This window comes from Bulleidia sp. zg-1006, assembly GCF_016812035.1.
Lineage (GTDB): Bacteria > Bacillota_I > Bacilli_A > Erysipelotrichales > Erysipelotrichaceae > Bulleidia.
Genome location: NZ_CP069178.1, coordinates 1309785 through 1336514, shown reverse-complemented (window position 1 = coordinate 1336514; position 26730 = coordinate 1309785). Strand labels below are relative to the sequence as shown.

The window sequence follows — 26730 nt, the reverse complement described above, 5'->3', positions numbered from 1 at the left end:
TTTTTGTATGGAAAATACCTGTTATAATACAACTATGAAATTAAAGAAATGGTATATGCCCATTGTATTAGGGCTAGCGATGAGTTTAAGTGCTTGTCAAGGTGTTACAGTCAAAAGAACGGGAATCAAAGATGGTACGTATGCGGTAAAAGTAGCAGGGTATCGAGGTGATATTGAATTAGAAGTTCTTTTTGAGAAACAAAATTTAAAGAAAATTAAAGTGATTTCTCATTCGGAAACCGATGTGTTAACCAATGAAGCTTTTGATAAAATTCCAAAGAGAATGATTGAAAGTCAATCTTTGAATGTTGATTTATCCACAGGAGCAACGAATACTTCAAAGGCAATTCAAGAGGGTGTGAAGCAAGCTATTCTTCAAGCTGGCGGATCAGAAAAAGAATGGATGGTAGACCGTAAAAGCAAGAATGTCCCAAAACCAGAACAAAAAGAAACGAAAGTTGTTGTTGTGGGAGCTGGTGTTTCCGGTATAGCGGCGACGCTTCGTCTTCGTCAATTGGGTATTCCGGCTGTCTTGGTTGAGAAAGCGAAAGAGGTGGGTGGTTCTATGGCGTATGCCTCAAATGCTTATCAATATGTTTCAGGAACTCATTTAGATCAACAAGAAAAGAAATTATCGAATGCGGAATTGGCTTCCAAGTTACAAAAATTAGGCAAAGGCAATTTAGAAATGATTCAAGACTTCCAAAGTCTTTTACAAGAAACACTGGATTGGCAAAGTGAAGATTTAGGAATGACTTTTGAAGAAAAATATATAGCCGATGATAAGGATAGACGCTTAAGTAGTGTTAAATATGAAAAGAAAAAGAAAGAATTATTATCGCTTTTACGTCGTGAAATTGGTGTATCAAGAGCGGATGTGTACACCGATGCGGCTTTGGTTGACTACTTAAAAGAAGGTCATAAAGTAATAGGTGTGCGGATTAAAAAGGCTAATGGTAAATTGATTGACATCAAAGCAAAGGCGGTTGTCTTAGCAATGGGCAGTCAATTACGTAACACAGATGGTTTAACGCCGGTGGATGCGACACGAGTGTATGGTGGACCAAGCCAAAACCAAGGAGATGGTTTCTTATTAGCCAAGCAAGAGAAATACGAAGTTGTTGTTTCTTTACCATCCAGTATGTTACAAGCAGGCGCAAGTAATCTGAAACAAGCAGTATCGGTGGAAGAGGTTCTTAGGGAATTGAAAAAAGATGAATTTGCGCTAAGCGATAGTAAAGGAAATCTATTGTCACCAGAGAGTTATGAAAAAAATGGTTTATTACCATGGATTAAAAAGCTAGATTATAAAATTGGTTATTTATGGTTAACAAAATCAGGATACGATAAATTACGAGATGAAATCATTAAAACGCATTCTTTATCGGAACAGTATGTGAAAGAAATGAAAGAGAAGGATAGTTTAGTCATTAGTAGTGGGGATAGTGTATCCCTTGTAGCGAAAAAAGCGAATATTGCCTTACCAAAGGGAATTAAACTAACGGGACAGTTGTATTGTATTTGTCTGGAGCCATACCGCATTCAAAGTTTATCGGGTTTAAAGGTCAATCGCGAATTTCATGTCATGAATGGAAAAAAAGCTGTTCCAAATGTGTATGCGATTGGTTCCCTAGTTGGTGGGGTATTTGGTAATTATGAATCCTTAGGGGTTTCTAATGCCTTTAGCTTTGTGTCAGGGAAAGCCGTTGCTGAAAAGTTAGCGAAAGAACTTGAGGGCAAATAAATGGTTCATTTTAGAAAAGTGAGTATCATGAAAATATGAAAAAGATTACTTATTTCCATTTAAAGGATTGCCCTTATTGCAAACAAGCTAACCGTGTTATTGAGGAATTGAAACAGGAAAATCCTCGCTATCAAAATCTTGAGATAGAAATGATTGAAGAGAATGAACATCCGGAAATCATTGAAGCTTATGATTACCATGCGGTTCCTTGTATGTGGATTGGGCAAGAAAAGATCTATGAAGGAAAGTTGTTTGAAAGTTATGAGGCATGTAAAGAGAATGTTCGTCGTGTTTTTGAGGTGGCCTTATAAGAAATCATTGGACGTGGTCTAATGATTTCTTACATAAAAAGCAGAGTTTAATGACCCTTTTGAAACAAATGGTCAACTCTGTTTTTGATTTGACAATATAAGAAAAAAGGATCTTGAGGGGCATTGCCAAGAAAGATGAATGGTCCTAAAGTTTCTTTTTTAGCTCTTGCCAGACGAGTTACAATCAGATGAGCATCGCTTAGATGGCTACTGATATAGATACCTCCTGGACCTCCAGAGGCTAAGTAAAGATAACGATGACCACCTTGTTGGAACCAAAGGGCTAAACAATGCCCGGCTTGAGCGGTATAGCCGGTTTTAGAACCTTGATAACCAGGTAGCCGTAAGCCGGTTTTTTGTATATTTCGATAAAGAGTGTGGTATAAAGTAATACCGACCTTGGATTTGTAAGTCATGGCAGAAAAATATTTTTGAAAGTTTGCATTTTTAAGAGCCACTTTTAAGAAAATACTTAAATCCTTTAAGGTGGTGTAGTGATTTGGACTATGTAAGCCGGTCACATTATCAAAATGGCTGTGATTCATACCAAGCTTTTTAGCAGTGGAATTCATCTCTTTCACAAAGCCATTACTATTATGAAATAAAGCATGTGCCAAAGTAACAGAACAGTCAGCCCCTGATGGTAAGGCGATACCATACAACAAGTCTTCATAAGTAATGGGAGTGTTCACGGGGTATTTTGAAGTAGCGGCTCCTTGCGAACTTAATTTATTTAATAGCTTTGGTGAAATAACGGCTGTTTTTTGATTATCTTGAATATGATTTAAAGCCACATAGACCACCATCATTTTAGTCAAAGAGGCAGGATAGATTTTCTCACTTCCCTTTTTCTTTTCCAGAATTTCGTCATTATTTAAATCCATTAAAAGGTAATGACTGCTTTGAGTACCATGAAATAGACCAATTTTTTTAGGGTAGGAAACAAGAGAAAAGGATAGAATGGTGGATAGGCTTAGTTTCAATAAGGTTTCAAACATGAGTCCATTTTAACAGAAAAGTAGAACAATAGGTCTAAGATTTTTGTGATATGATTTCACTATGGAAGGAAGGATATATGAATCGTTTTAAGAAAATCATTGTAACGTCCTTATTAGCGTTATCCTCAGTTGCTTGTACTGTTTCCAAGCTGGAAGTTCAAAAAGAAAATGTGAAGGTTGTGAGTTTAAAAGGGCCAACTTCCATGGGACTTGTGAAATTCATGAAGGATAGTGAGCAAGAGAAAAAATACCAATTTAAGATAGTGTCTTCAGTGGATGAGGTAACACCTTTAATTGCGAAAGGGGAAGTAGATATTGCGACTGTACCAGCTAATTTATCTTCGGTTCTTTATAACAACACAAAGAAATCGGTCAAAGTGTTAGGAATCAATACCTTAGGTGTTTTATATCTAGTAGAAACCGGAAATCAGTTGAAACAACTTTCGGATTTAAAGGGGAAGACTATTTATGCAAGTGGAAAGGGAGCAACCCCGGAGTACAGTTTGCGCTATCTTTTAGAAAAGAATGGTATTCGAGATGTTCGTATTGAGTGGAAGAGTGAACATGCGGAAGTGGTGCAAGCTTTAGCGAGGGATTCAAAGGGAATAGCCTTATTGCCAGAACCATTCGTGAGTGTAGTAAGTACAAAGAATCCAAAAATTCATGTCGCTTTGGATTTAAATAAGGAATGGGAGAAGATAACAGGTAGTCCTTTGGTAACAGGAGTTGTGATTGCTCGTAAGGAATTTGTGGAAAAATATCCTGATACTGTGAAGGATTTCTTGATGAAGTATGAAAAATCCGTTTCGTTTGTGAACAGCCATGGGGAGGAAGCGGCCAAGCTTATTGGTCAATACGACATTGTAAAAGAATCAATTGCGAAGAAGGCTTTGCTGAATTGTCCTATTACACTTGTGCAAGGCAATGCGTTAAAGACACAATTAGCGAACTATCTGGATATTTTAAATCGTCAAAATCCAAAAGCAATTGGTGGTGCTTTGCCGGGAGATGATTTCTATTATGGGGCACAAAAGTAAGAAGAAATGGAAATGGTGGGCTATTCTATTTTGGCTATTGCTATGGGAAATAGGGGCTCGTTTACTCAATCAGGAGATACTGTTGGTATCTCCTTTTGTGGTGGCACAAAAGCTATTCTTTTTATTGCAAGATGGTCGTAGTTGGTTGCTCATTGGTCTATCCTTGCTTCGAGTGATGCTCGGGTTTTTATTGGCTATGTTTTTAGGCATTTTATGCGCTTATTTTTCGCATCAATGGACTTGGTTTCAGCAATTAGCGACACCTATCTTTTACACTATGAAATCTATTCCCGTTGCCAGTTTTGTGATATTAGTGTTGATATGGGTTAGAGCCGGTGAATTAGCCTTTGTGATTTCCTTTTTAATGGGATTACCGATTTTCTATGACCAGCTTTTAAAAGCACTGGAAAAGCAAGATGTGTTCTTAGAAGAAATGAGCGTTTTTTTTCATATTTCAAAAAAGAAGAAATTCCGTTACATCACCCTAGCACAAATCTTGCCGTATTTTGAGACGGCTTGTTCATTATCCATTGGTTTTTGTTGGAAAGCAGGTATTGCGGCTGAAGTCATTGGCTTACCGAATTTAGCGATTGGTAGTGAATTACATGAAGCGAAGGTTTTTTTAGACACAACTTCTTTATTTGCTTGGACGTTATTGATTATTATTTTAAGTAGTGCTATGGAATACCTTGTTCAAAAAGCTGTTCTTCAAGTGGTTTGGGAGGTTTTACGATGAAGATAAAGAAGTTATCGAAAGCTTATGGTGACCACGTGGTTTTTCATTCCTTTGATTATGAGTTTCAAAAGGGAAGTCTTTATTGGATTAAAGGGAAAAACGGTTGTGGGAAGACAACTTTATTAAGAATATTAGCCGGTTTAGAAACCTATCAAGGGGAAATCGAACAAGTACAACATAAAACCATGGTTTTTCAAGAAGATTGTTTGGCAATGAACGTATCTGTTTTTGTGAATTTATGGATGGTGATGCATGAGCCAAGAGAAAAAGCTCGAATCATCATTGAAAAAGAATTAAGCCAACTTGGTTTAGAGGCATGGATTGATGAGCCTGTCACAAAGCTATCGGGAGGGATGCGAAGAAGAGTAGCGATTATTAGAGCTTTCTTAGTTCCTTATGATTTGGTTTTATTGGATGAACCATTAAGAAGCTTAGATGAAGAATCGAAGTATGTCACTTTTCAGTACATAGTAGATAAGTGCCAAGGAAAGTTGACACTTTGGGCAAGTCATGAAAACTTTAATCAACCAAATGGTTCTTTTAGTCTGGACCTATCTAATGCTATGATAAAGATGTAACTTACTGTTTTTAGAGGAGGAAAACAATGAGTCAATACCAAAATTTAGACAAACGTGTGCCCATTGCCTTGGATAATATTTCTTTAGTTCAAGATTTGGACAAATGTAAGAATTGTACTTTGTGTCGAAGAGCATGTGCTAACGATGCTGGTGTTATGGATTACTACGATTTAACAACGAATGGGGATAAGCCAATTTGTATCAACTGTGGGCAATGTGCGGTGGCTTGTCCATTTGATTGCATTAATGAACGCTCTGAGCTTGCGGAAGTAAAGAACGCTATTGCGGATTCAGAAAAAGTGGTTGTCTTTCAAACGGCACCTGCAGTTCGTGTTGGTGTGGGTGAAGAATTTGGCATGGAATATGGTTCTTTCGTGGAAGGAAAGGTCGTTACAGCGCTTCGCCGATTGGGGGCAGATTATGTCTTAGACACCAACTTTGGGGCGGACATGACCATTATGGAAGAAGCTTCGGAGTTGATTGACCGTCTAACCGGTGGTGATAAGGCTTTACCTCAATTTACTAGTTGTTGTCCGGCGTGGGTGAAGTTTGCGGAAACATTTTATCCAGAATTGATTCCTCATTTATCTTCAGCAAAAAGTCCTATTTTAATGGAGGCGGCTGCTCAAAAGACTTATTTTGCGGAAAAGCACCAAATCAATCCAAGTCAAATGGTAACGGTTTGTGTGACCCCATGTACGGCTAAGAAAGCGGAAATTCGTCGCCCGGAAATGAATGGTTCAGCACATTATTGGAATATTGATCCATTAAGAGATGGTGATTTATGTATTACAGTGCGTGAATTGGCGAAGTGGATTCGCGAAGAAGAAATGGATTTCGTAAATTTAGAAGAAGGTAAGTTTGATTATTTAATGGGAGAAGCCTCCGGTGGTGGTATTATCTTTGGTAACACAGGTGGTGTTATGGAAGCGGCTATGCGTTCGGCTTATAAGTTTATGACTAATGAAAATGCCCCTTTAACACTAATCCCATTTGAAGAAATTCGTGGTTTAAAAGGGGTAAAGGAAGCGGATGTACAAATTGGTGATCGTACATTACACGTAGCAGCGATTTCAGGAACAGGAAACTTTCGTAAATTTTACTTGGAAATGAAAGAATCAGGTAAGCATTACGACTTTATTGAGGTGATGGCTTGTCCCGGTGGTTGTATTGGCGGTGGCGGTATGCCAAGAGTGAAGATGCCAAAGGTGATGGCTGCGAAACAAGCACGAATTGATTCTTTATACAAGCGAGATGGGGAAGTGGTGATTAAAGCAGCACAAGATAACCCGGAAATCCAAAAGATTTACGATGAATTCTTTACAGCACCAATGAGTGAAAAAGCGCATCATTTATTACATACAGAAAGTTATGTGGATCGTTCAAGTGATTTAGGACCGAATGGAGCTTGTACACCTGAAACCTGTCCAACTTCTGTCGCTAACCTGAAGAAACAAGCTTTAGAAGCAAAAAAATAGGTTTATGCGAAAAAGATTAAATAAAGAAGATTGGTCAACGATACCAGTGATTTTCAAACATTAAGAAATGAGGATATTGAAGAATTTTTTCAGTAATACGAAGAAAGGGAAGAGGATTTAAATCATTATGAGCAATCCGGTTTAGCTTTGCTTGAAAAGCTAAAAAGGAAATTCTTTAAAAATAGGAGAGTGTATGAAACTAGGAATCATTGGAGCAATGGATGTGGAGGTTCAAACCATCTTACAAAATTGTGTTTCTTTGCGAGAGTATGAAATAGGTCACTTTAAGATTTACACAGGTAAGATTGGCAATCAAGAAGTCGTGGTTATGAAGTGTGGTATTGGTAAAGTAAATGCGGCGATTGGTACCCAAATCATGCTGGATCGTTTTGCGGTGGATGCGGTATTGAATACAGGTATTGCCGGTGGTATTCATCCTGACTTAAAGGTGGGCGACATGGTTGTCAGTTCAAAAGTAGCTCATCATGATGTGAATGTAACAAACTTTGGTTATAAACAAGGTCAGCTTCCCCAACTTCCCTTATGGTTTGAAGCGGATAGAGCACTCATTCATTTGGTACAAAAGGTTAAGAGTTTACGCCTTGGACCAATTGTTTCGGGGGATCAATTCATTTGCGAAAATGAGGTAAAAAAATCTTTATGGGAACGTTTTGAACCATTATGTGCAGAAATGGAAGGGGCTTCGATTGCCCAAACTTGTTACTTAAATAAAGTTCCATTTGTGATTGTTAGAGCCATTTCAGATCAAGCGGATGCACAGGGTTCAATCATCTATGAACAATTTGAAGAGCAAGCAGCGAAAGAATGTGCTGAACTTGTTTTAGAGATAGCTAGTCAATTAGGAGGGCAGAATGTCTTACAATAAAGCGTATTTCCAAGAGGCCTTGGATTTCATCCATTCCAAAACCGATATGGTGCCGGAGATGGCTTTGATTTTAGGCTCCGGTTTAGCAACTTTGGTAACACAATTAGAAAATACAGTCACAATTTCGTATAAGGATATTCCCGGTTTTTTACAAACAACCAATCCGGCGCATAAGGGAGAGTTGATTTTTGGGCTATTAAACGGCAAAAAAGTGGTCTGTATGGCCGGGCGTTTTCATTCTTATGAAGGTTTTTCTTTTCCTGAATTAGTTATTCCCGTGCGTCTATTGAAGCTATTGGGAATTCATACTCTGATTACGACTAATGCGGCAGGGGCAGTGAACTTGGACTATAAACCGGGGGATGTGATGATGATTAAGGATCATTTGTTCTTTGGTATTGAAAGTCCGATGAAGGGCTTGAATGAAGAGGAGTTTGGACCTCGTTTCTATGATGTTTCAAAATTGTATACACCTGAATTGAGAGAGAAAGCGAAGGAAGTGGCGAGCCATTCAAATTTGACTTTCCATGAAGGAAATTATTTCTTTATGCAAGGACCTCATTTTGAGACGCCGGCAGAAATTAGAGCCATTCGTATTTTAGGTGGGGATACGGTTGGTATGTCTACAGTAACGGAAACATTAACTGCCGGGCATTGTGGTTTAAAGGTATTGAGTTTCTCGGTTTGTACGAATATGGCAGCCGGTATTTTAGACCAACCTTTATCGGATGAAGAAGTTAATGAGGTAGGAAAAAAGATAGCGAAAGATTTTGCGGCTTATATGCGTGAGTTAGTGGGTGAATTGTAAAATCCACTTTTTTGTGGTTTGGCTGATAAATTGGTAATGATAGAATAGAGCTATGTGGAAAGAAGTGGATTTAATTCTTATTGGAACTTTCATTTGTCTATCAATTTCCAGTTTTTTCTTATTGGTAGCGTTGATGAAAATCATTTTGCAACCAAGGAAAAGAAAATGGAAACGGGAATTTCGGCAGTGTTTTTTAGTGACAGTATTATTCACTTCTTTTTTAGTGTCACAATATTGGCCCGGAAAAATTGAAACGGTGGAAACAGCACCAATCATTTCAATACCAAAATATGAGGGAAAAGCTGTGGTGGAGGTAAACCATAATATTCCTTATTTTTCAAAGGCAGATTTACGGCAAAAAACCTTTGAAGTCTATCAGCCTTTGGATGTACTCGGTAGAGCGAGAATGGGCTATGCGCTATTAGGACCTGAAACGTTACCAAAAGCGGAAAGGGAGTCTATTGGTATGGTGAAGCCAAGTGGTTGGCGAATTTCTAAATATGATTTTATTGATGGTAAGTATTTGTATAATCGTTGTCATTTGATTGCTTATGAATTAAGTGGGCAAAATGCGAATGAGTTGAATTTGATTACGGGTACAAGGCAGTTAAATGTGGAAGGGATGTTGCCATATGAGAATAAGGTGGCAGCATACATTCGTAAAACGGGTCATCATGTGTTGTATCGAGTACGCCCTTTATATGAGGGAAATGAATTGGTGGCAAGGGGTGTTTTAATGGAGGCTCGTTCGATTGAAGATGGTGGCATGGGCATTCATTTTTGTGCGTTCTGTTTCAATATACAAAAAGGTGTTTGGATTGATTATCAAACGGGGAAAAATGGCTTAAATAGAAGCTTTGCTTAAGATAAAAAATACTTTATAATGAAAAATAGTAAAGGGAGGTTTAAACTCATGAAATTGAATAAATTGATGGTTGTGGCGGCATCGCTTGTTTTATTGGCAGGATGTAGCTCTAAAAAGGCTGTTTACAAGGCTGGTACTTATGAAGGTAAGGCAGTTGGTCGTAATGGCAATGTGGTTGTTTCAGTAACGGTATCTGACACAGCTATTACAAAGGTTGAGTTGAAGGAACATAAGGAAACAGCCGGTCTTTCTGATGCGGCTATCAAGGATATTCCAGAAGCTATTGTTAAGAAGAATTCAACTGAAGTGGATGGTGCTTCCGGTGCCACAATCACTTCAAATGCGATTAAGGAAGCTGTTAAAGCTGCTTTGGCTAAAGCAAAAGCTAAGTAAACATAGTGCAAAAACTATGTTTTTTAATACTTAAAGTTCTTGTTTGAAATAACTTAGTTTGTTTAAAATTGAGGTTTCTTTCACAGTTTGAAAAACTGATTTCACTACTATATATAATTAACTAGTGCCGAAGTCTTAAAAGTCGATATAGTGTTTGACAAAAAATGAAAGAATTATTAAGAAAATAATATTAAATAAAGAGCTATAATACTTGATTTTCTTCCTTCAACAAGCCATGATTCTAAATAAAAGCCATTCATTTTTACAAAAAACATACATTAAAAAGTAGATAAGGGATAAAAAATAGGCTATATCTATTGAAATTGGTACAAAAAGTTGGGTAAAATGGACGTAGATTAAGGAGGCCAATAAATTATGGCAGAACAAGTAACCAAGAAAACTTTAGCTGAAGGAATTGCAGCTGAATATGAAGTATCTAAGAAAGACGCAAACGAATTAGTCAATTTTGTATTTGATCAAATCACAACAGCTATCAAGAAAGGTGAAGAAGTTTCTATCAACGGTTTTGGTAAGTTTGTTGTTGTTAAGAAAGCGGCTCGTGAAGGCTTAAACCCAGCTACTGGTGAAAAGATTAAGATTAAAGCTTCTAAGGCTCCTAAGTTCAAGGCATCTAAGACTTTGAAAGACTTAGTAAACAACAAATAAGTTTAGTAGAACTCCTTCGGGAGTTTTTTTGTTGGCAGAATGAATATATGCTAAAGTATGTATAGTTTTAGGGAATAAGGAGTTTATATGCAAACAAAATCAGAAACATTACGTTTTATTGTATTGACTTTTTTTGTAGCCATTGAATTATTATTGGCTTTAACTCCACTTGGTTATTTAAATGTAGGAGTTATTTCCATCACTTTAATGCACTTACCTGTTATTTTAGCGGGCGTATTTATGGGTAAGAAAGAAGGAGCAACCATTGGTTTCGTGTTTGGTTTAGCCAGTTTTCTAAGAGCTACTTTTGCGCCAAACTTAACAAGCTTTTGTTTCACACCATTTTATTCCATAGGTCAGATTCAAGGTAATTTTTATAGTTTACTAATTTGTTTTGGACCAAGAATTTTCTTGGGTTGGTTAGCTGGCTTCTTAAATGATTTAGGAAAAGAGCGTTTTCCTGAATTGCCTTGGATGATGGTTTTATCTATTATTTGCACCTTTATGCACAGCATCAGTGTTATGAGTTTAATTTGGTTATTCTTCGGTACTGCTTTTGCGAGTGTTGTGGGTGTTAGTGTTGGCGCTGTAATCGTATCTGTTCTTGTTAGTAATGGACTATTAGAAATGGTAGTGGCCGGTATTATCATTCCTTTTGTCTATCATGCTTTAAAACCAATTCGCGAAAAAATGAATATTTAAAAAAGGCAGAAGCCTTTAGTTTTCAATATAAACACGTTTCATGATAACGGGATGTGTTGGTTTATCTTGGAAACCGGTTGGTGTCATTGCAATTTCATCCACAACGTCCATACCATCCGCCACCTTACCAAAAGCGGCGTAATTTCCATCTAGGTATGGAGCATCAGCGTGCATGATAAAGAATTGTGAACTAGCAGAGTTTGGATTTTGCGCACGAGCCATGGAGATAACCCCACGCTTATGAGCCAATGGATTTTGAATACCATTGCTGGTAAATTCACCAATAATATTCTCATCAGAACCACCCATACCATTACCAAGCGGATCGCCACCTTGAATCATAAAACCGGGGATAATGCGATGAAAGCCTAAACCATCATAGAAACCTTTCTTAACTAGGTTTTCAAAGTTTTCTACTGTCTTAGGAGCAGCCTTTGAATCTAATTCAATTTTAATTAGACCACCATTATCCATTTCAATAACAATCATTTTCATTTCTCCTTTTGACTATCATTATACACAATTCTCAAAATTGCAATGCACATATGATAATGATAAAATACATAAGATATTGAGGTGAGTGGTATGGCTTTTATTTGGAATGTTTTTAAAGCTGTTTTATATGGAATTATGCAGGGTATTACGGAATGGTTACCTATTAGTTCAACTGGTCATTTAATTTTAATGGAAAATTTCTTACCATTAAATGTTTACGCAGATCCAGCTATGAATATAGCTTTTTGGAATTTATTCAAAGTGGTCATTCAATTTGGCAGTATCTTAGCGGTTATTTTGTTGTATTGGAAAAAATTAACCTATCCAAAAAAGGCGAGTCCAGAAAAGAAAAAGAGAACGCAACGCTTATGGTTATTAGTTATGATTGCTTCTATTCCATTGGTGCTTGGGATTGTGATTGATCATTTGGTTGATACGGTGTTGAGTAGTTCCTATGTGATTGCGGCTACATTAGTTATATATGGTATTCTCTTTATCTGGATGGAACATCGTGAACATGATGTGATGATTGACCGTATTGGTTATATTATGCCCAAAGATGCCCTTTCGGTGGGTTTATTCCAATTACTGGCGGTTGTACCCGGTACCAGTCGTTCTGGGGCAACCATCTTTGGGGCAACATGGATGGGCTTTGACCGTAAGACAGCTACGGAATTTAGTTTCTTTATGGCTATTCCGGCGATGTTTGGAGCTTCTTTATTAAAGATGGTTAAAGCGAAAATTGCTTTTAGCTGGAGTGCAATATTTGTCTTGTTGATTGGTGTTGTTGTTAGCTTTTTAGTTTCAATTGTTGCGATTCAACATTTATTAAAATACATTCGCAAGCATGACTTTACCATCTTTGGTATCTATCGCATTATTTTGGGTGTGATTGTGCTTGTCTTTAGTTTGATTGGATTTATTCATTAAGCATCGGAGAGGATGCTTTTTTAATTCTTTGGTATAGTGGTGTCAGAGGTGATTATAGAATGAAAAAATGGTTTATTTTTGTATTATTGTTTGGTGTGTTTCTAAGTGGTTGTGCCACAACCATAAATAATAATAACCATACCGGTTATACATCCATTTCACAAGAAAAAGCAATTGAAATGATGAAGACTTTGAAAGATTACCAAATCGTTGATGTACGTCGAGAAGATGAATTTAAAGAAGGTCATATTGAAGGAGCGGTTTTAATTCCAAATGAAAGCATCCAAAATGAAGCACCAAAGGAATTAAGTCGAAAGGATCAAACCATTTTTGTATATTGTCGAAGTGGAAATAGAAGCCGTCAAGCTGCGAAAAAGTTAGCTGCTTTAGGTTATACAAAAGTTTATGAAATGGGTGGAATTGGAACTTGGCCGGGGAAAATTGTTCGTTAATTGGAAAAAAAGATTTGACAAAAGAAAATTAACCAGTACAATTCTACATATACAGCGATGAAGAGAAGAGTAGCTGGAAGCTAATTGTCTTAGAGAGTCCCGGCAGCTGAAAAGGGAACAAGGAATGTCTAGTGAATATGGTCTTGGAGCTTTGTTGCCGATAGTTAGGCATCAACGGGATGTCCCGTTATAGACAAGGGGTATGTTGGTACTCTATGAGGTATATATTGTGAGATATATACGAATTAAGGTGGTAACACGTGATGGTACATCTCGTCCTTATTGTTAGGGCGGGATTTTTTGTATGGATAGAAAGGAAAGATAGAAATGATTGAAATTAAAAATGTCAGTAAAACATTTGCAACTAAATCCGATAGTATCCACGCTGTTGAAGATGTTACTTTAAACATTCAAGAGGGAGAAATATTTGGTATCATTGGCTATTCAGGAGCTGGTAAAAGTACACTAGTTCGTTTAATCAATCAGCTTGAGAAACAAACTTCTGGTGAAATTTGGATTGATGGTGTGAATATTGGCGAACTAAATAAAAAAGATTTAAACAAACAACGTCAAAGCATTGGTATGATTTTTCAGCACTTTAATCTTCTTTGGAGCAGAACAGTACAAAAGAATATTGAACTTCCCTTAGAACTGGCCGGTATGGATAAAGAAGAAAGAAAGAAAAAAGTGAAAGAACTGATTGAACTTGTTGGTCTAAGTGGTCGGGAAAATTTTTATCCAAGTGAATTATCCGGTGGTCAGAAACAGAGGGTAGGTATCGCCAGAGCCTTAGCCAATCGACCTAAAATTCTTCTTTGTGATGAAGCCACTTCCGCTTTGGATCCCGAAACAACAGAACAGATTTTATCTTTACTAAGAGAAATTAATCAAAAGCTTCATTTAACGATTGCGATGATCACTCATCAAATGGAAGTAGTCCAAAAGGTTTGTCACAGAATGGCTGTAATGGAAGAAGGTAAAATTGTGGAACTGGGTTTGGTAGAAGATTTATTTTCTCGTCCGAAACACGCAGTCACACGAAAGTTTGTTCAGAATATTGAAGCTGACCAATCGATTGAAGATTTAGCAAAAAGCTTAAAAAGTCGTTATCCAGATGGGCAATTATTACGAGTATCTTTCACCGGTAATAATGCGGATCAGCCAATTATTATTCATGCGGCTAGAAAAGTCCTATTTGATGTTTCTATCGTAGAATCGAATATTTCTCAATCCGCTAGTGGACCGATGGGTGTTACTTATATTCATCTGAGTAAGGGAAATAAAGAAGACTACGAAAAATTTGTGAAAACATTGGTGGAAAGCAATGTGGGAGTGGAGGTGCTATCATGATGACAACAACGGTGAATATAGAACAGCTTCAAACGGCTGTTAGGGAAACATTATATATGACCTTTTTCTCGTTAACCATGGCAGTTATTTTAGGTTTAGTGATTGGAATACTTCTTTACTGTACGCAAAGCGATGGACTCTTTCCAAATCGGATGATGAACCGATTCGTCGATGCAATTGTGAATATTCTTCGTGCAATCCCATTTATTATCTTATTGATATTGGTCATTCCATTAACGAAGCTATTGGTGGGTAGTATGCTAGGAGCTAAGGCGGCTCTTCCATCTTTGATATTAGCTTCAGCACCCTTCTTTGCTCGAATGTGCGTCATTGCCTTTCAAGAAGTGGATAAGGGAACAATTGAAGCAAGTAAAGCTATGGGAGCAACCAACTGGCAAATTATCACAAAAGTTTTACTGCCAGAATCCTTACCAGCCATTGTTTCAGGAATAACCGTTACCGGTATTTCTTTAATTTCTTATACTGCCATGGCGGGGGCAATTGGAGCAGGGGGTCTTGGAAGCCTTGCGTACTTATATGGATTTGCAAGAAGAAATGGACCTGTCTTATACACATCAACAGCTATTATTATTGTGATTGTCCTTGCGATACAATGGCTGGGTGATTTTATTGTAAAACGTATTGATAAACGATAAAGGAGAGAATGATTTTGAAAAAGTTTATTAAAGCAGCTGCTATTTCTGTATTAGCATTGGGCTTAGTGGCTTGTGGTAACAACGCAAAGAAAACCACGGAAAAAAATGAAAAACTAAAAGTAATCGCTACTGCGAATCCACATGGTGAGATTTTAGAAAAGGCGAAAGCGATTTTAAAAGAGAAATATGGAATTGAATTAGATGTTTCAATTACCGATGATTATTACATTCCCAATGAAGCGGTGTCTAGTAGTAATGCGGATGCGAATTTCTTCCAACACGTTCCTTTCTTTGATAATGAAAAGAAAACGAATGGCTATAAGATTGCAAATGTTGGTGGGGTGCATATCGAACCATTTGGTCTTTATTCGAAGACAATTAAGAAGGTCAGTGATGTGAAGGATGGTGCAACGGTGATTGTATCGAATTCCGTAGCCGACAATGGTCGTATTTTAGCGATTTTAAACAGTGCCGGTTTAGTGAAATTGCCAGAAAATGCGAATGTTCTAACAACAACAATTGCGGATATTAAGAATGATACAAGCAATCCGAAGCATTTGAAGTTTAAAGAAGTAAAACCGGAATTATTAGCAACTACTTATGCGAATGGTGAAGGAGATTTAGTGGCTATCAATGGTAATTATGCAATTTCTTCCGGTTTAAATCCCAGCAAAGATGCTTTAATTTTAGAAAAAGCCGATGCGAAGAATCCTTATGTGAATATCATTGCTTGTCAAGAAGGTCATGAAAACGATAAGAAGATTAAGGCTTTAGTAGAGGTTTTACAATCAAAAGAAATGAAGGATTTTATCAAGTCGAAGTGGTCAGATGGTTCGGTTATTCCAGCGGAATAGAAATTCATTGAAAAGAGGGTGAAGAACCTTCTTTTTTTTGTTATATTAGTTCTATTAAAGAGGAAAATAGGATGGCAGATAAGATTATTGTTTTGGATTTTGGCAGTCAGTACAATCAGTTGATTTCCCGTCGTGTTCGTGAATTTGGGGTGTATTCAGAATTGCACCCAGGAGACATGCGATTAAGCGATATTTTAGCAATGGAAGATGTGAAAGGGATTATTTTCTCGGGTGGTCCTAATTCGGTGTATGAAGATGGTTCTTTGAAGTGTGATCCAGCTATTTTTACATCTGGTCTTCCTATTTTGGGAATTTGTTATGGAATGCAGATGATACACCAAATGTTAGGTGGGGAAGTAAAAGGTTCTGATAAAAAGGAGTATGGTCGAACAGAGGTTATCTTTGATACAAATAATGCTTTATTAAAGGGTTTGCCTGAAAAACAAACAGTTTGGATGAGCCATGGTGACCAGGTAGTTAAATTGGCTGATGGTTTTGTGGGTATGGGACAAAGTACCACTTGCCCATCAGTTGCTTCAATGAATGAAGAAAGAATGATTTATACACTTCAATTTCATCCTGAAGTTCGTCATAGTGAATATGGCTTGGATATACTGAAAAACTTTGTGTTTGGTGTATGTGAAGTGAAAGCGAATTGGTCGATGAAGAACTTTATTGTACAACAGATAGATGAAATTCGTGCTAAAGTTGGCAAAGATAAGGTGTTATTGGCTTTGTCTGGTGGTGTGGATTCTTCGGTTGTGGCAGCTTTATTGCATAAGGCGATCGGTGATCAGCTTTATTGTATGTTTATTGATCATGGCTTATTACGTAAGAAAGAGGCGGACTCAGTCATGGAAACCTTCGTAAAGAATATGAGTATTCATCTGACAAAGGTGGATGCTTCTAAGCGTTTCATGAATAAGTTAAAAGGTGTATCGGATCCAGAACAAAAGCGTAAGATTATTGGCAATGAGTTTGTGTATACATTTCAAGATGAGGTACAAAAGTTACTAAAGGGTGTGGATATTCATTGGTTGGCACAAGGGACTTTGTATACGGATGTGATTGAGTCAGGCACAAAGACGGCACAAACGATTAAGTCACATCATAATGTGGGTGGTTTGCCAGAAGATTTGAATTTCCAATTGATTGAACCCTTGAATAAATTATTCAAGGATGAGGTGCGTGCTTTGGGAACAGAACTTGGTTTACCGGAGGAAATGGTGTGGAGACAACCGTTTCCAGGACCCGGCTTGGGAATTCGTGTGCTGGGCGAAATTAGTGAAGAGAAGTTGGAAATTGTGCGTGATTCGGATTTGATTCTTCGGGAAGAGATTCAAAAGGCTGGTCTACAAAGAGATATTTGGCAGTATTTTACTTGTTTGCCAAATATTCGATCGGTTGGTGTCATGGGGGATCAGAGGACGTATGATTATACGGTTGTTATTCGCGCTGTAACTTCGATTGATGGTATGACAGCGGATTGGGCGCGTATTCCTTATGATGTTCTTGATCGTATTTCAACACGTATTGTGAACGAAGTGAAGCATGTAAATCGAGTGGCCTTAGATATTACATCTAAACCTCCGGGGACAATAGAGTGGGAGTGATAGTAACAAACATGTTTCTGCTATAGAACCGTTGAAAAAGCAGGATTTTAGCGATTTAAAAGCGTAAAAACTGTCTTAGTGATACTATTTTGATACTAAAAAGTCCCAAGAGTAGGTTCAAAAGGGAGTTGTTGAATTTAGGTGAATTGTTTAGAAAGCCTTCCATCTTTTTGGTGGGAGGCTTTTGTGGAAAATAGTGATTTATAAATTTATATTCGTGGGGACATATCCCTTAAAATTTGTACGAATACTGTAGGGTAGTAAAAGAAATCTTCCTCTATACTAAAATAAACCGAAAGAAAGGAGGAAAACCAAAAATGAATATTATTAAGTCATTTAACAGCACAATTGATTATCTTGAAACTGTTCTTGATGATGAAATCAGCTCGGAACTTAAATTTGATGAAGGAAAAACTCTTATAGTGATTCATATAAATAAAGGGCGTAATCATATTTATTGTCAAAAGAAATATGGGTTTTCTTCTGCTGGATGCACAATGAGAATAGGAACAACCTGCAAAGAAATGACACCGGAACAGATAAAAATTAGATATGAGAAAAAGTTTATAGATAATGAATACATGCTAAAAAAAAGAGCGAATTCATCCAATCTATCATTTAGAGAACTTAAAATATATTATTCTGAAAAAAATTACCATTTAGAAGATAAATCCTTTGAAACAAATTTGAATTTAAGGAATGAAGCGGGAGAATATAATTTGCTGGCAGAATTACTATCGGATAAAAATAATATTCCGTTCATTTTTGTGAAATTTCAAGGAGAAAATAAAGCTTCAATTTCTGAACGAAGTGATTATGGTTATGGATGTATTTTAACTACATATGGAAAAATAAAAAACAGATTGCAAGCTGAAAATATATGTATTTCTGATACGACAGTTAGACCAAGAAAAGACACATATTTATTTGATTTTGATTGTGTTAATGAGGCAATTTTAAACGCTTTAGTTCATAACGACTGGACAATTACAGAGCCTCTGATTTCAATGTTTCATAACAGACTGGAGATACTTTCACATGGTGGACTTCCTAGCAGAATGACAAAGGAACAATTCTTTGACGGAATAAGTAAACCCAGAAATGCAACATTGATGAGAATATTTTTAAATATGGGGCTTACTGAACATACGGGGCATGGCATTCCAACGATTGTAGAAAAATATGGGAGAGATGTTTTTCAGATTGAAAGCAACTATATTAGATGCACGATTCCTTTTGAAAAAGAAGTAATTGACCAAATAGAAAATAAAAATGTCGGTTTGAATGTCGGTTTGGATGTCGCTTTAAACAAGACTGAGAAGAAAGTGATAGAACTGTTGATAGAAAATCCAAGTGTAACATCAGTTGAGCTTGCAGAAATAATTGGTGTAACAAAAAGGACTATAGAAAGAACGTTTAAATCTTTGCAAGAAAAGAAGATGATAGAAAGAATAGGATCAAAGCGAGATGGAAATTGGATTGTGGTGAGATAAAAATGTGATTTTAGATTTTAGCTATAGAAAGATAATTCTATATAGTAAGGATGAAGAGACGATTACAGGTATGAAGATTATTGAAAATAAAGTTAAGTATAAGTATTTGATAAGTACCATGAAATGCCCTTAGAGAATGTAGATTGGCATGATGGGATGATAAAAGAGGCTACGGGAGAGTATAAGGCTTAATTATAATAATAAAGGAAAAATATAATGAATGATGTAGTTGAAAGAAAAATTGGAGAAAGTATTATATTAGAAATTCATAGTCTAAGTGATGAATTAAAGGATAAAATAAAAGAACAATTGATTGAAATCTGTCATGGAGAATATGCTCTTGTTTCAGGACTCAATTATCATTCATTTGATGAAACTGTAAAAGAATTGGTAAATCATAGAATTCCAAGTAATATAAATAGAAAAGTAGGAGTGATAGGTGAGTTATTGCTAAATGTGTTGATTAGAGAATTTACTGATATTAAAATAGTTTCACCATTTTTTAATTTAGAAGAAAGAAATGTAAAAAAGGGTTTTGATATTATTGCTGTTGATCCTAATAAAGATTTATGGATTATAGAATCAAAAGCGGGAGAATTAGGTAAACTAAAAACTTCTACTGAAAAGGTATGTGAAAGAATCAATACTGCTAAAAGAGATTTAGATACACGCTTGAATATGCACAATTCACAATTATGGTTAAATGCAGTGAATAGCGTTAGGAGTGCATTGGATGATACTAGTGAAAAAAATACTATAGTTAATATACTTAATAAAAATAGCAACTCATGTTTAAGCAACGATAAAAATGTTATTTTAGGTGGTACTGTGTTTTGCATATTTGATTCTACAATAGATTCAATAGAACTAAGAAAACTGCATAAATCAATATTAAGCTCTAAAAAATTTTCAAAATTGAAATTAATTGCAATACAAAAAGAAACATATCAAGCGATAATAGATTTTTTAGTGACATTAGTATAGGAGGTTTGAAGTGGATAAATTAACATTGAGAAAGCTTTATGACACTGAATTTCCAGAACTATATAAAAAGTTACAGATAGGTATAGAGTTATCTGATGAAGAACTAGAAAAAATATTATCTATAGGGATTTTTTTGACTGGATTGGATAATAAAAATATACAAAGATTAGGATACAGATTATTTTTATTGTATAGCAAAATAACGGATGATTATAAACCACTATACGAATTAAGTTTGAATAAAGGGCTTATTCCCATATCAAAATTTATAGAAAACAATCTAAATTATTCAGAGAGATATGGGAATATCTATACTGAAATAAATAGTATAGAGAGTGATGAATTTAAATGGAATAATTCGTATCAAACAATAGGACAGTTTGAATTATTTAAGGAAGCTACAGAATCAAAATTAAAATCGCAGATTATTGTAGCTCCAACATCGTATGGGAAAACGGAATTGATATTATCATTTATTGACCACACTAAATTTAAAAAAATATGTATCATTTCTCCTACAAAATCTCTTTTGGCGCAAACAAAGAAAAGGATTATAAATAAATTTGGATATAGGAAAATAATAACATATCCAGAAATGTATAGTGATAAAGATTATGAAATAATTGCTGTGTTAACTCAAGAAAGACTGTTGAGATTGCTACAGAACAACCCCAATTTGAAATTTGATTTATTAGTTATTGATGAAGCGCATAATATATTAGATGAATTTTCAAATGAGAGAACACGTGGTGTGATTTTAGCTTCAGTTATTATTATTTGTAAAAAAAGAAATGATAATCTTGTGTGTAAATATTTGACCCCATTTTTAAAATCTAAAGAAAGTTTTAAAATTAAACATATTTCTAATGTTGCTGAATGGTATAGTGTTGTAGAAAATGTCAAGTCAGAAATGTTTTATTTTTACGATTTAGAGAACAATAAGAAAGTTTTATTAGATCAATATTCTACGATAAAGGACAAGCTGATTGATTTACAGGTCAATGAATTAGGAGACGACGCAGATGTTGTTATTACAAATTGTGATAACAAAAATATAATATATTTAAACAGTCCTAAGAAGCTTGAAAATTTTGCATTTAAACTATTTTCTAAACTCCCTGAAAGACAGATACTTAGACTTAATAAAGCTGCTAGTGATTTGAGGGAATACGTACATGAGGATTATAAATTAGCTGATTATATTGAAAAAGGGGTTATTTATCATCATGGTTCAATACCAGAGCCAATAAGGTATTTTATAGAGGACTTATATGTTGATATACCAGAAATAAAAATGCTTATTGCTAATTCTACATTACTTGAAGGAGTAAATATTCCTGCAACAAAGATGTTTATATTAGATCCTTGTAGAGGGTTTCGTGTCATAATAATGACACAGGCAAATAGTCAAGTAAATACAAGGGTTTTAGAGCTTCTACCAAAGTTTAAAATCAAAAAAATGAATAGTTGGTGTGCTGTTTAGAGCAGTTATTACGAAAATAAATGTTGTAAACAGTACATCAGCATAAAGGAGGAACTCACATGTCTAAGGCAAAAAAAGACACGATTGAAGCAAAAGGTTTTGCTATTCAAATTTATACTGAAGACTTTAAAAACGACTATATAAGTCTAACAGATATAGCTAAGTATAAAAATACTGATGATCCGAGGTTTGTTATTCAGAACTGGATGAGAAACAGAAATACGTTGGAATTTATCGGACTATGGGAAGTTCTGAACAATGAAAATTTTAACCGTGTGCAATTCGACACGTTTAGAAATGAGGCAGGACTTAATAGATTTACAATGACACCACAAAAATGGATTGATTCTACAAATGCTATTGGCATAATTTCAAAGTCTGGAAGATATGGTGGAACATATGCACATTATGATATAGCAATGGAATTCGCTTCATGGATTTCACCAGAATTTAAGTTGTATATTATTCAAGACTATAAGAGACTTAAGTCAGATGAAAATTCAAGGATGTCACTGGGATGGAATCTGAATAGGGAGATTTCAAAGCTTAATTATAAAATTCATACGGATGCAATCAAAGAATATCTCTTAAAGGATCTTACCAAAGAACAGTTATCTTATAAGTATGCAAGTGAAGCCGATATGCTCAATGTTGCCTTATTTAACAAAAGAGCAAAACAGTGGCGTGAAGAAAATCCTGACTTAAAGGGTAATATGAGAGACTATGCAAGTCTTAATGAGTTACTTGTACTTGCAAATATGGAAAGCTATAATGCGGTTCTTATCGGTAAAGGTATGGAACAAAAAGAAAGAATGATAGAACTAAGAAAGCTTGCCAGAACTCAGCTGATGTCAATTGAAAAGTTGAACAATACAGGTATTAAGAGCTTAGAATATAAGTCAAAGAAATAGAGAGGTATGTTATGAGATGGGCATTGAAAATTATCTTATTTCCAATAATATTGCTCTTGTCGATACTAATTGCTTTTCTAAAATTTATTATAAAAGTTAGTGGAATGATTTTAGGTATAATATCTTTTCTAGTGTTTATCGGAGCAGTAGCATGCTTTATACAAAATGATATGGTAACTGGAATGGTAGCATTACTACTAGCTTTCTTAATCAGTCCTTATGGACTACCTAAAATTGCACTGTGGATTACAGCATACCTTGAAGTAGCGAAAGATACATTAAAGGAAATATAAGAGATATAAGACGATGGAATATGATGTGACCCCCAAAAGTTAGACTTTTTTAGCGTAGCAGTTTGTATGGCTGCTCCGCTATTTTTATGTAGCCAAGAGTCTAAGCCTGTATTGCACCGGACTTAGCCATCCTAGTTTTTCTTTAATTCTTTGTTCATTGTAATACTTTATGTATCGTTCGATTTCTGACTTTAGCTCATCATAGCTATAGTAAATAACACCATAATAGATTTCTTGTTTAAGTAATCCAAAGAAGTTCTCCATAACAGAGTTATCATGACAGTTTCCCTTACGAGACATGCTTTGGAAGATTCTTTCTTCCTTGAGACGATGAGAGTATGCTTTCATTTGGTAAGCCCGGCCTTGATCCGAATGGAAAGTTCTTCTATATTTGCAATCGGATGTTATTGCAATAGCCTGTTCCAATGCCTCCATAACATTTTTTGTTGAAGGATGCTTGTCAATTCCATAGCTTATAATTTCACCATTACACATATCCATAAATGGATCCAGATAAAGCTTGTACATTGTCATGTGACCTTTAGCATTAATTTCATAATACTTAAACTCCGTAGTATCTGTTGTAATCTTCTGATGAGGGATATGCGTGTTAAATCGTCTCCTTATGCGATTAGGAGCAACTGTTCCAACTTTACCTTTGTACGAACTGTATTTACGGCTTTTTCGAGTGAAAGAAGTAACCTGTAAACCAAGCTTCTGCATTATACGTTGTACTTTCTTTTTGTTTACACAGTAGCCTTGATTTCTTAATTCTCCAACCACTCGACGATAACCATAATCCTTGTGAGTCTCTCTGATTTCAAGAATCTTCTCCTCGATTTCTTTGTCAGGGTTTTCCCTATCGAATCTTTTCTGCCGGTACATATATGTTGCTTTAGGCATACCTGTACAAGAGAGAAGGTCTTTTAGTTTGAATTCTCCTCGGAGACTGTTGATGACGAGTGCCGTTCTCTCATTTTTGTTTCGTCCTCTAAACGCAGCCTCCTCAGTTCTTTTAAAAAGGCATTCTCAATTCTTAACTTAAGCAGTTCATCTTCTAATTCTTTAACATGTTCTGCACTTGTATCAACTATTCTTTCTTCCGCTTCCTGAGCTTTAATATCTATCTTAGATTTATCCAATGTTTTCTTTCGACCTTTCTTGCGAGATTTCAAAGCATCAGGACCGGCAGTGCGAAAGCGATTAACCCGGTTAGTAATCATACTTGGATTGCTTATACCTTCTCGAATCGCCAAGTCTTGATATGAAATCTCACTTGATAGATATAACTCTACAACAGAAGTAAAGAAGTTACAACAGAGATCCAAACAACATGGTGGCTTAGATAAACTTATCAAGGCGGAGGGAAATGAAGTAAAACTCAAAGATATGGTTAAGAAAGGTCAGCTTGAAGAAATCAATGTTAAAGATGGTGAATTAAAAGAACTAAAAAAAGAATTGAATAAACATGGTGTTAAATTCTCAGTGATGAAAGATAAGGAAACAGGTACACATGCTGTATTCTTCCAAGCAAAAGATACAAAGGTTATGAATAAAGCTTTTCAAAATGTGCTTTCAAATATTGAAAAGAAAGAGAAAAATAAGGAGTCAATTCATAAAAACATAGAGAAATTTAAAGAGATGGCTAAGAATACTATTTCTAAAGATAAAGTCAAGAATAAACAAAAGGAGCAGAGCCTATGATAGATAAGATACTAAAGGACATCAAAGGCTTATTTAAGGTGCAAGATAAGGCAAAGTTTTTCAAGCAGAACATTCCCTATCTTGCATTTTTCTATGTTGGTAATATTTTTTCTCACCATGTAAGAGCATATACTGGTGGCGATGTGATAGACAAAATCTTTCAGGGAATATTAGAGCTTAACACCATGAGCTTTATTCCTAGTATTCATCCAACTGATATTTTAATGGGCGTGGGAGTAGCTGCTTTAATTAAGTTTGTTGTCTATACCAAAGGTAAAAATGCAAAAAAGTTTAGGCAAGGTAAAGAGTATGGATCAGCAAGATGGGGAACGACAAAAGATATTCAGCCGTATGTGGATGAAAAGTTCCAAAATAATATCTTGCTTACTCAAACTGAGCGATTAACAATGAATGGAAGACCGGCAAATCCAAAGTATGCAAGAAATAAAAATGTAGTTGTTATAGGTGGTTCTGGTTCAGGAAAAACGAGATTTTATGTAAAGCCGAACCTAATGCAAATGCACTCTTCATATTGTGTTACAGATCCTAAAGGATTAACCTCATAGGGACAGAGAAAATCATAAAAACTTGGAAAGGAGGTAATTCTCATGTCAAATACGAAAAGAATAGGACAGACAGCCCTTTATGAGCGTTTAAGTCGAGATGATGAAATGCAAGGAGAAAGCAATTCCATCACCAATCAAAAACAACTACTTGAAAGTTATGCGAAAAGAAACGGCTTTGTAAATATCTATCACTATACCGATGACGGAGTAAGCGGAACAACCTTTGATAGAGAGGGATTTCAAAAGATGATAAAAGCAGTAGAAGAAAACAAAGTATCTACTGTGATAGTAAAAGATATGAGTAGGTTTGGCAGAGATTACCTCAAAGTAGGCTTTTACACCGAAATACTTTTCAAAGAAAAGGGAGTAAGGTTTATCGCCATCAATAACGGAATAGACAGTGAAAAACAAGCAGAAAGCGATTTTACCCCATTTCTAAACATTATGAACGAATGGTATGCGAGAGATACCTCAAGAAAAATACAATCTATCTTCAGAGCAAGAATGGAAGAGGGTAAAAGAGTATCCCCAAGCGTTCCATACGGCTATTACAGAAACCCTAAGAATAAACAGGAGCTACTTGTCGATAAAGAGAGTTCAAAGGTCGTAAAACGCATTTATAGGCTTGTTATAGAGGGATATGGAGTAACACAGATAGCAGATATACTAACCAAAGATAAAGTCCTTATACCGTCAGCCTATGCAGAAATACATTACCCTGAAAATAATCATAGCTCAAAGAAAAGAGGAATAGAAGACCCGTATTTTTGGACACCGACCACAGTAGGATATATCTTAGAAAAAAGAGAATACATGGGACATACCGTACTTGGTAAAACAATATGCCTTGATTACAAAACTAAGAAGCGAAGAAAGGCAAAAGAAGATGAACTCATTATCTTCCAAAATACCCATGAAGCTATCATTGACGAAGAAACATGGAATAATGCTCAAAGGCTAAGAAAGACAGTAAGAAGAAGTCCAAAGTACGGGACAACCTCACACCCATTTACAGGACTTTTAATCTGTGCAGATTGTGGAGGTAAATTAAGCTACAGAGAGCCGGCAGAACATAAAGAAAAGAAATACGATAGTGATTACTCTTTTGTATGTCAACATTACAGACACAGAAAAGGCACTTGCAGTATGCACTATATCAAAGTAAAAACAGTGAATGAAATACTCTTAAAATCAATCAAAGAAATAACCGACTTTGCAAAAGAAGAAAAGCAAGAATTTCTAAAAGTGATGAACAAGCTATCCGATGAAAAACGAGAAGAAAAGTATCAAGAAGATAAAGAGAAATTAGAAAAACTGTCATCAAGAAATGAAGAACTAACAACCCTCATTACAAAGCTATACGAAGACCATGCTCTTGGAAAAATACCTGTAAAACACTTTGACAGATTGTTTAATATCTATGATACGGAGCAACAAGACTTAGAAAAGCAAATACAGTATTTTGAAAATGAAATAGAAAGCTACCATCAGAGAAAAGTTGACACCGATAAATTCCTAAAAATGATAGAAAAGTATACCGATATTGAGGAATTGACAGTACCAATGATAAATGAGTATATAGAAAAAGTAGTAGTCCATGAAGCCACAGGAGGAAGAAAAGGCAAATATAGAAAACAACAAGTTGATGTGTACTTTAACTTTATAGGTAACTGCCAAGTGCCACAGAAAGCTGATATAGAAAAAATGGCTTAAAAATGGTATAATATTACTAAATATTTAGAAA

At 35.7% G+C, this 26730-nt stretch carries 28 protein-coding genes, 2 pseudogenes and 1 other annotated feature; of the genes and pseudogenes, 26 read left to right on the top strand and 4 right to left on the bottom strand.

All coding sequences use genetic code 11. The features are described from left to right. Positions 1 to 34 precede the first annotated feature (34 nt). Positions 35 to 1744 carry an FAD-binding protein gene (locus JOS54_RS06790; RefSeq protein WP_203244837.1) on the top strand — a complete coding sequence of 570 codons (1710 nt, stop codon included), beginning with the start codon at positions 35 to 37 and terminating at the stop codon, positions 1742 to 1744. 35 nt (positions 1745 to 1779) lie between these two features. Continuing rightward, on the top strand, positions 1780 to 2055 hold the full coding sequence (locus tag JOS54_RS06785) for a glutaredoxin domain-containing protein (protein WP_203244836.1): 276 nt from the start codon (positions 1780 to 1782) through the stop codon (positions 2053 to 2055). Between the two features lie 47 nt (positions 2056 to 2102). On the opposite strand, the gene JOS54_RS06780 is transcribed toward JOS54_RS06785, so the two are convergent. Then, positions 2103 to 3053, bottom strand: a complete 951-nt coding sequence (locus JOS54_RS06780) for a D-alanyl-D-alanine carboxypeptidase family protein (RefSeq protein WP_203244835.1) — start codon at positions 3051 to 3053, stop codon at positions 2103 to 2105. 77 nt (positions 3054 to 3130) lie between these two features. Here JOS54_RS06780 and JOS54_RS06775 point away from each other — a divergent pair, with 77 nt between their 5' ends. The 10 genes from JOS54_RS06775 to JOS54_RS06730 all read left to right on the top strand — a co-directional run bounded on the left by JOS54_RS06775 (position 3131) and on the right by JOS54_RS06730 (position 11202). Continuing rightward, positions 3131 to 4090 (top strand): ABC transporter substrate-binding protein, encoded by a 960-nt coding sequence (locus tag JOS54_RS06775; protein ID WP_238928348.1) that lies wholly within the window; start codon positions 3131 to 3133, stop codon positions 4088 to 4090. Continuing rightward, complete coding sequence (locus JOS54_RS06770) at positions 4074 to 4826, top strand: ABC transporter permease (RefSeq protein ID WP_203244833.1); 753 nt, start codon at positions 4074 to 4076, stop codon at positions 4824 to 4826. The genes JOS54_RS06775 and JOS54_RS06770 overlap by 17 nt, the downstream gene beginning before the upstream one ends. Then, entirely contained in the window at positions 4823 to 5404 is a 582-nt protein-coding gene (locus tag JOS54_RS06765; RefSeq protein ID WP_203244832.1) for an ATP-binding cassette domain-containing protein, read from the top strand. Before JOS54_RS06770 ends, JOS54_RS06765 begins: the two co-directional genes overlap by 4 nt. Before the next feature lie 26 nt (positions 5405 to 5430). Further along, positions 5431 to 6882 carry a [FeFe] hydrogenase, group A gene (locus JOS54_RS06760; protein ID WP_203244831.1) on the top strand — a complete coding sequence of 484 codons (1452 nt, stop codon included), beginning with the start codon at positions 5431 to 5433 and terminating at the stop codon, positions 6880 to 6882. A 193-nt stretch (positions 6883 to 7075) separates the two neighbouring features. Then, entirely contained in the window at positions 7076 to 7768 is a 693-nt protein-coding gene (locus tag JOS54_RS06755) for a 5'-methylthioadenosine/adenosylhomocysteine nucleosidase (RefSeq protein WP_203244830.1), read from the top strand. Then, a complete protein-coding gene (locus JOS54_RS06750) occupies positions 7755 to 8576 on the top strand; it encodes a purine-nucleoside phosphorylase (protein WP_203244829.1) in 822 nt (273 codons plus the stop codon). Before JOS54_RS06755 ends, JOS54_RS06750 begins: the two co-directional genes overlap by 14 nt. A gap of 52 nt (positions 8577 to 8628) precedes the next feature. Beyond that, on the top strand, positions 8629 to 9441 hold the full coding sequence (locus JOS54_RS06745; RefSeq protein ID WP_203244828.1) for a DNA/RNA non-specific endonuclease: 813 nt from the start codon (positions 8629 to 8631) through the stop codon (positions 9439 to 9441). 48 nt (positions 9442 to 9489) lie between these two features. Beyond that, on the top strand, positions 9490 to 9834 hold the full coding sequence (locus JOS54_RS06740; protein WP_203244827.1) for an FMN-binding protein: 345 nt from the start codon (positions 9490 to 9492) through the stop codon (positions 9832 to 9834). A 375-nt stretch (positions 9835 to 10209) separates the two neighbouring features. Then, complete coding sequence (locus tag JOS54_RS06735; RefSeq protein ID WP_203244826.1) at positions 10210 to 10500, top strand: HU family DNA-binding protein; 291 nt, start codon at positions 10210 to 10212, stop codon at positions 10498 to 10500. 87 nt (positions 10501 to 10587) lie between these two features. Then, positions 10588 to 11202, top strand: coding sequence for an ECF transporter S component (locus tag JOS54_RS06730; RefSeq protein WP_203244825.1), 615 nt, complete (start codon positions 10588 to 10590; stop codon positions 11200 to 11202). 15 nt (positions 11203 to 11217) lie between these two features. Here the strand turns inward: JOS54_RS06730 and JOS54_RS06725 are convergent, their stop codons facing one another. Next, the gene (locus JOS54_RS06725; protein ID WP_203244824.1) at positions 11218 to 11691 is read right to left on the bottom strand and encodes a peptidylprolyl isomerase; all 474 of its coding nucleotides are present in this window, start codon (positions 11689 to 11691) and stop codon (positions 11218 to 11220) included. A 96-nt stretch (positions 11692 to 11787) separates the two neighbouring features. On the opposite strand from JOS54_RS06725, the gene JOS54_RS06720 reads away from it, so the two are divergent. The 11 genes from JOS54_RS06720 (at position 11788) to JOS54_RS06670 (ending at position 22716) form a co-directional block, all read left to right on the top strand. Continuing rightward, positions 11788 to 12627: an undecaprenyl-diphosphate phosphatase gene (locus JOS54_RS06720; protein ID WP_203244823.1), complete on the top strand. Its 840-nt coding sequence runs from the start codon at positions 11788 to 11790 to the stop codon at positions 12625 to 12627. Between the two features lie 59 nt (positions 12628 to 12686). Continuing rightward, positions 12687 to 13079, top strand: coding sequence for a rhodanese-like domain-containing protein (locus tag JOS54_RS06715; protein ID WP_203244822.1), 393 nt, complete (start codon positions 12687 to 12689; stop codon positions 13077 to 13079). Between the two features lie 48 nt (positions 13080 to 13127). Next, positions 13128 to 13363: a binding site (T-box leader), on the top strand. 43 nt (positions 13364 to 13406) lie between these two features. Further along, complete coding sequence (locus JOS54_RS06710) at positions 13407 to 14429, top strand: methionine ABC transporter ATP-binding protein (protein ID WP_203244821.1); 1023 nt, start codon at positions 13407 to 13409, stop codon at positions 14427 to 14429. Next, the gene (locus JOS54_RS06705) at positions 14429 to 15085 is read left to right on the top strand and encodes a methionine ABC transporter permease (RefSeq protein ID WP_203245804.1); all 657 of its coding nucleotides are present in this window, start codon (positions 14429 to 14431) and stop codon (positions 15083 to 15085) included. Before JOS54_RS06710 ends, JOS54_RS06705 begins: the two co-directional genes overlap by 1 nt. Before the next feature lie 14 nt (positions 15086 to 15099). Further along, positions 15100 to 15939: a MetQ/NlpA family ABC transporter substrate-binding protein gene (locus tag JOS54_RS06700; RefSeq protein ID WP_238928347.1), complete on the top strand. Its 840-nt coding sequence runs from the start codon at positions 15100 to 15102 to the stop codon at positions 15937 to 15939. A 71-nt stretch (positions 15940 to 16010) separates the two neighbouring features. Beyond that, positions 16011 to 17552, top strand: a complete 1542-nt coding sequence (gene guaA, locus JOS54_RS06695) for a glutamine-hydrolyzing GMP synthase (protein WP_203244819.1) — start codon at positions 16011 to 16013, stop codon at positions 17550 to 17552. A 497-nt stretch (positions 17553 to 18049) separates the two neighbouring features. Next, the gene (locus tag JOS54_RS08030; protein ID WP_370541419.1) at positions 18050 to 19045 is read left to right on the top strand and encodes an ATP-binding protein; all 996 of its coding nucleotides are present in this window, start codon (positions 18050 to 18052) and stop codon (positions 19043 to 19045) included. A 216-nt stretch (positions 19046 to 19261) separates the two neighbouring features. Then, positions 19262 to 20029, top strand: a complete 768-nt coding sequence (locus JOS54_RS06685; RefSeq protein WP_238928346.1) for a Hachiman antiphage defense system protein HamA — start codon at positions 19262 to 19264, stop codon at positions 20027 to 20029. Positions 20030 to 20039: 10 nt separating this feature from the next. Continuing rightward, on the top strand, positions 20040 to 21512 hold the full coding sequence (locus JOS54_RS06680; protein ID WP_238928345.1) for a DEAD/DEAH box helicase: 1473 nt from the start codon (positions 20040 to 20042) through the stop codon (positions 21510 to 21512). Positions 21513 to 21571: 59 nt separating this feature from the next. Next, positions 21572 to 22423 (top strand): KilA-N domain-containing protein, encoded by an 852-nt coding sequence (locus JOS54_RS06675; protein ID WP_203244817.1) that lies wholly within the window; start codon positions 21572 to 21574, stop codon positions 22421 to 22423. 11 nt (positions 22424 to 22434) lie between these two features. Further along, on the top strand, positions 22435 to 22716 hold the full coding sequence (locus JOS54_RS06670) for a CD1845 family protein (RefSeq protein ID WP_203244816.1): 282 nt from the start codon (positions 22435 to 22437) through the stop codon (positions 22714 to 22716). Between the two features lie 84 nt (positions 22717 to 22800). On the opposite strand, the gene JOS54_RS06665 is transcribed toward JOS54_RS06670, so the two are convergent. After that, on the bottom strand, positions 22801 to 23673 hold the full coding sequence (locus tag JOS54_RS06665) for an IS3 family transposase (RefSeq protein ID WP_203245802.1): 873 nt from the start codon (positions 23671 to 23673) through the stop codon (positions 22801 to 22803). Next, positions 23643 to 23972, bottom strand: a complete 330-nt coding sequence (locus JOS54_RS06660; protein ID WP_238928344.1) for a hypothetical protein — start codon at positions 23970 to 23972, stop codon at positions 23643 to 23645. Before JOS54_RS06660 ends, JOS54_RS06665 begins: the two co-directional genes overlap by 31 nt. 40 nt (positions 23973 to 24012) lie before the next feature. On the opposite strand from JOS54_RS06660, the pseudogene JOS54_RS06655 reads away from it, so the two are divergent. From JOS54_RS06655 to JOS54_RS06645, 3 genes and pseudogenes are all read left to right on the top strand, one after another. Then, positions 24013 to 24420 (top strand): annotated as a pseudogene (locus JOS54_RS06655) (PcfB family protein); the annotation flags it as partial. Further along, a pseudogene (locus JOS54_RS06650) lies at positions 24417 to 24974 on the top strand (type IV secretory system conjugative DNA transfer family protein); the annotation flags it as partial. The pseudogenes JOS54_RS06655 and JOS54_RS06650, both read left to right, overlap by 4 nt. 54 nt (positions 24975 to 25028) lie before the next feature. Next, positions 25029 to 26699, top strand: a complete 1671-nt coding sequence (locus JOS54_RS06645; protein WP_203244813.1) for a recombinase family protein — start codon at positions 25029 to 25031, stop codon at positions 26697 to 26699. Positions 26700 to 26730: the final 31 nt, after the last annotated feature.

Excerpts from the sequence above, each read along its gene's own strand:
- JOS54_RS06725 (WP_203244824.1), bottom strand. The coding sequence starts at position 11,691 with ATGATTGTTATTGAAATGGATAATGGTGGTCTAATTAAAATTGAATTA.
- JOS54_RS06720 (WP_203244823.1), top strand. The coding sequence starts at position 11,788 with ATGGCTTTTATTTGGAATGTTTTTAAAGCTGTTTTATATGGAATTATG.
- JOS54_RS06780 (WP_203244835.1), bottom strand. The coding sequence starts at position 3,053 with ATGTTTGAAACCTTATTGAAACTAAGCCTATCCACCATTCTATCCTTT.
- JOS54_RS06775 (WP_238928348.1), top strand. The coding sequence starts at position 3,131 with ATGAATCGTTTTAAGAAAATCATTGTAACGTCCTTATTAGCGTTATCC.
- JOS54_RS06755 (WP_203244830.1), top strand. The coding sequence starts at position 7,076 with ATGAAACTAGGAATCATTGGAGCAATGGATGTGGAGGTTCAAACCATC.
- JOS54_RS06785 (WP_203244836.1), top strand. The coding sequence starts at position 1,780 with ATGAAAAAGATTACTTATTTCCATTTAAAGGATTGCCCTTATTGCAAA.
- JOS54_RS06710 (WP_203244821.1), top strand. The coding sequence starts at position 13,407 with ATGATTGAAATTAAAAATGTCAGTAAAACATTTGCAACTAAATCCGAT.
- JOS54_RS06685 (WP_238928346.1), top strand. The coding sequence starts at position 19,262 with ATGAATGATGTAGTTGAAAGAAAAATTGGAGAAAGTATTATATTAGAA.
- JOS54_RS06745 (WP_203244828.1), top strand. The coding sequence starts at position 8,629 with ATGTGGAAAGAAGTGGATTTAATTCTTATTGGAACTTTCATTTGTCTA.
- JOS54_RS06760 (WP_203244831.1), top strand. The coding sequence starts at position 5,431 with ATGAGTCAATACCAAAATTTAGACAAACGTGTGCCCATTGCCTTGGAT.
- JOS54_RS06750 (WP_203244829.1), top strand. The coding sequence starts at position 7,755 with ATGTCTTACAATAAAGCGTATTTCCAAGAGGCCTTGGATTTCATCCAT.
- JOS54_RS06730 (WP_203244825.1), top strand. The coding sequence starts at position 10,588 with ATGCAAACAAAATCAGAAACATTACGTTTTATTGTATTGACTTTTTTT.
- JOS54_RS06705 (WP_203245804.1), top strand. The coding sequence starts at position 14,429 with ATGACAACAACGGTGAATATAGAACAGCTTCAAACGGCTGTTAGGGAA.
- guaA (WP_203244819.1), top strand. The coding sequence starts at position 16,011 with ATGGCAGATAAGATTATTGTTTTGGATTTTGGCAGTCAGTACAATCAG.
- JOS54_RS06670 (WP_203244816.1), top strand. The coding sequence starts at position 22,435 with ATGAGATGGGCATTGAAAATTATCTTATTTCCAATAATATTGCTCTTG.
- JOS54_RS06735 (WP_203244826.1), top strand. The coding sequence starts at position 10,210 with ATGGCAGAACAAGTAACCAAGAAAACTTTAGCTGAAGGAATTGCAGCT.
- JOS54_RS06645 (WP_203244813.1), top strand. The coding sequence starts at position 25,029 with ATGTCAAATACGAAAAGAATAGGACAGACAGCCCTTTATGAGCGTTTA.
- JOS54_RS06765 (WP_203244832.1), top strand. The coding sequence starts at position 4,823 with ATGAAGATAAAGAAGTTATCGAAAGCTTATGGTGACCACGTGGTTTTT.
- JOS54_RS08030 (WP_370541419.1), top strand. The coding sequence starts at position 18,050 with ATGAGAATAGGAACAACCTGCAAAGAAATGACACCGGAACAGATAAAA.
- JOS54_RS06740 (WP_203244827.1), top strand. The coding sequence starts at position 9,490 with ATGAAATTGAATAAATTGATGGTTGTGGCGGCATCGCTTGTTTTATTG.
- JOS54_RS06675 (WP_203244817.1), top strand. The coding sequence starts at position 21,572 with ATGTCTAAGGCAAAAAAAGACACGATTGAAGCAAAAGGTTTTGCTATT.
- JOS54_RS06770 (WP_203244833.1), top strand. The coding sequence starts at position 4,074 with ATGGGGCACAAAAGTAAGAAGAAATGGAAATGGTGGGCTATTCTATTT.
- JOS54_RS06790 (WP_203244837.1), top strand. The coding sequence starts at position 35 with ATGAAATTAAAGAAATGGTATATGCCCATTGTATTAGGGCTAGCGATG.
- JOS54_RS06715 (WP_203244822.1), top strand. The coding sequence starts at position 12,687 with ATGAAAAAATGGTTTATTTTTGTATTATTGTTTGGTGTGTTTCTAAGT.